This is a genomic window from Acidimicrobiales bacterium, from assembly GCA_036273495.1.
Lineage (GTDB): Bacteria > Actinomycetota > Acidimicrobiia > Acidimicrobiales > JAJPHE01 > DASSEU01.
This window is the reverse complement of sequence record DASUHN010000406.1, coordinates 1-3370: the sequence shown is the minus strand read 5'-3', so window position 1 is coordinate 3370 and position 3370 is coordinate 1. Positions and strand designations below refer to the sequence as shown.

At 71.0% G+C, this 3370-nt stretch carries 3 protein-coding genes; 1 reads left to right on the top strand and 2 read right to left on the bottom strand.

Features of this window, described 5'->3' with window-relative positions; all coding sequences use genetic code 11:
• A partial coding sequence (locus VFW24_17670; protein HEX5268598.1) for a hypothetical protein occupies window positions 1-371 on the bottom strand: 371 nt, incomplete at its 3' end.
• Window positions 372-866: 495 nt separating this feature from the next.
• Between VFW24_17670 and VFW24_17665 the strand changes: the two genes are divergently transcribed.
• Entirely contained in the window at window positions 867-2759 is a 1893-nt protein-coding gene (locus VFW24_17665) for a hypothetical protein (protein HEX5268597.1), read from the top strand.
• Between the two features lie 127 nt (window positions 2760-2886).
• Here the strand turns inward: VFW24_17665 and VFW24_17660 are convergent, their stop codons facing one another.
• Window positions 2887-3156: a hypothetical protein gene (locus VFW24_17660; protein ID HEX5268596.1), complete on the bottom strand. Its 270-nt coding sequence runs from the start codon at window positions 3154-3156 to the stop codon at window positions 2887-2889.
• Between the last annotated feature and the right edge of the window lie 214 nt (window positions 3157-3370).

Below are 3370 nucleotides of genomic sequence, written 5' to 3'. Positions count from 1 at the left end.
CCGTCGGGCTTGGCGTCCTCGATCCGGGCGTGGAGGTTCCTGATGCTCCCGGCCCGCCGGGCCACCGCCACCCGCCGGGGGGCGCGGTCGGGGAAGAGAAGCGACAGCTCCAGGAGGGCGGCCAGGGGCAGGAGGCGACGGGCGAGGCGGTCGACCAACAGGAGGACCGCGGTCGAAAGCGCCAGCAGCGCCACCCAGTCCCCGGCCTCCACCCCCGGGCCCCCCGGCGACGGCAGCAGGCGGCTGAGACCCAGCGACGCTCCCACGGCGGCACCGACGGGCAGGGCGTACGCCAAGGCCGACACGAGGTGGGCGAGCGCCCGCCGCCGCGGCCATCGCCGCTCCCCGTCCTCCTGAGCCCTTATGGCCATCCACATCCCGTCTACCCGGGGGTGGCGCCCGCCACCCGACCAACCGTGGCCGAATCATTACTTCGCGTGAATACTGCGCCTAGCAGCCGCTCAAGTACATGGGCTCGGGGAGCCATTCTCGCTGACCTGACTAGGCCATTCGACCGTGGCGCCCTAGCTACCCGCGCCCGGCACCTGCAAAGGGACCCGTCGGACAATTCCGGCCTCACCTGACTAGGCCATCCGGCGCATCTGTCATGGCTACCTGCCGTCGACAAATGAGCTATTCGCGCCATAGCGGACGACGCACGGGCCACTTAGGTTGGCTTCGGGCTTGCCGATGCGCGCACCCGACCAAAAGACGCGCTCATCACCGACCGCCGGCGGGAACCCGAGAGGACCAGCGAACCGTTGAGACTGCGCCGCATCGCCGTAGCCCTGATCGCACCCACTCTCGTCCTGGGTGTCACGGCAGCATTGCCGGCAGCAGCGAGCCCGCCCCGACCCGGGGCGCCCGTGGTCGTGCCCAAGCCCGGCACCCACGGCTCGGGTGGCCCCACCAGCTCCACCGGCACCACCAGCTCGAGCGGCGGGGCCAGCTCATCGGGATCGGGGACGAGCTCGTCGAGCACCGACGTCCCCGACTCCGCCGCCGCCGTGTGCTCCGCCTCCCTGCCTCCGGGCTATGCCCACTGCAACGCCCACGTGCGCACCGACTCCAACGTCAGGGGCCATGCTCCCGCCCAGCCGGGTACGGTGCGGGCCCGTCCCGACGTCCTGGGCAACTCGGGCGCCTACGACCCGTCCTACCTGCAGTCGGCGTACAACGATCCGGCCTACAACCCGTCCTCCACCGCGGGCGCGGGCCAGATCGTGGCCATCGTCGACGCCTACGACGATCCGACCGTGGGCTCGGATCTCGCCTACTTCCGGACGTACTTCAACCTTCCCCCCTGCCCGGCCGCGAACTCGCTCACGGCCCCGATCAGCGCCGGGCCCGGCTGCACGTTCTACAAGGTGAACCAGAGCGGTCAGCTGGGCTCCTATCCCCCTGCCGACTCGGGGTGGGCCCAGGAGATCTCGCTCGACGTCGACATGGTCAGCGCCATGTGCCCCAACTGCACGATCGTCCTGGTTGAGGCCAATGACAACTCGATGGCCAACCTCGGCCAGTCGGTGAACGAAGCGGTGACCCTGGGCGCCCGGGTGGTCAGCAACAGCTACGGGAGCTCCGAGTACACCAGCGAGAACGCCGACTCGAACGCCTACTTCACCCACTCCGGCGTGGCCGTGGTCGCCAGCTCCGGTGACAACGGCTACGGGGTGGAGTTCCCCGCCGCCTCCCCGAGCGTGACCGCGGTCGGGGGAACCACGCTGACCCAGAACGGCAACACCGGCACGCGCAGCGCAAGCGAGTCCGCCTGGAGCGGGGCCGGCTCGGGCTGCAGCGCGGTCGAGACCAAGCCGGCATGGCAGCACGACAGCGGCTGCGCCCGCCGGACCGTGGCCGACGTCTCGGCCGTGGCCAACCCCAGCACCGGCGTGTGGGTCTACGACCAGGGTTGGTACGTGTTCGGAGGCACGAGCGTGGCGTCCCCGATCATCGGGTCGATGTTCGCTCTCGGTGGCACGGTGACGAGCGGGACGGCGCCGCAGTCGTGGCCGTACGGCAACTCCGGGGCGCTGAACGACGTCACCAGCGGGTCCAACGGCAGTTGCTCGGTGTCGTACCTGTGCCATGGGGTCACCGGATACGACGGGCCCACCGGCCTCGGCACCCCCAAAGGGATCAGCGCCTTCACCGGCGTGGCGGGACCGGTAACACTGGCGCCGGCGCCGCCCACGGGGCTCACGCCGGCCCCGGGCAACAACAAGGTCGGTCTCACCTGGTCGGCGCCGGCCCCGTCGGCCACCAACGGTCCGGCCAGCTCCTACGTCGTGCTCCGGGGCAGCGCGCCAGGCAGGGAGACCACGATCGCGACCGGGGTGACGACCACCTCCTACACCGACACCAGGGCGTCCGACGGAAGCACCTACTACTACGCGGTGGAGGCGGCGAACTCGGCGGGCACCAGCGGGTTCTCGACCGAGGTCAAGGCGTCACCGGTCGGGACACCCGGTTCTCCCTCGAGCCTGACGGCGGCGGCCGGATCGCCCGGGGTGGCGCTGAGCTGGAAGGTCGGGAAGTACGCCACGACCACGTATATCATCTACCGGGGGACCAAGAGCGGGACGTACTCCTCCGTCTCGACCGTAACCACCAACTGCAGAACCAGCGCAGGCTCGACATGCATCTTCGCCGACACCACCACGACTGCCGGCACCGGCTACTACTACCGGGTGGCGGCCGTGAACAGCGTCGGCAAGAGCTCGCAGTCAAACCAGGCCGGGCCCGTAAAGGCCAACTAGGAGCCGTTCTGGCGCTGATGGCCCTCGCCGCGGCGGGGTGCGGGGCCAGCGCCAAGCAGTCGGGGGGCTCGGCCCCGGCGGGACGTTCCTCGACGACGAGCACGAGCGAGGGTCTGGCCGCCGGTCCCTACGGAGCCCCCGGGGCCACGAGCCCGACCTCCGCACCGCCGGGCGCGACCGGGGAGGGAACCGCGACGACGTCGGTGGGACCGGCCACCACGGCCGCGCCGACGCCCACCACTGCGTCCCCACCCAGTACGACGACGACGACGAGGGCAGCGACCACGTCAACCGTCCCGACGACGACCACCACGCGCCCGACGACCACCACGAGCGCGCCCCAGACGGCGACGGCTACCGACAGCTCGGGGGGGCTGACCATCACCCTCTCGGCCACGCCGGCTTCCTCCCCGGCCGGCACCGACGTCCGGTTCACGATCAAGGCGTCGGAGAGCCGGGCCCCCGGGGCCCTCGTGTACCAGCTGGCCTACGGGGACGGGACGTCCGACCAGAACACAGCGCCGACGACCTGCAAGGGAGGAACGCCCGGTCCGGTGCAGCAGACCTGGCAGCTCAGCCACCGGTACAGCAAGAAGGGGACGTTCTTCGCC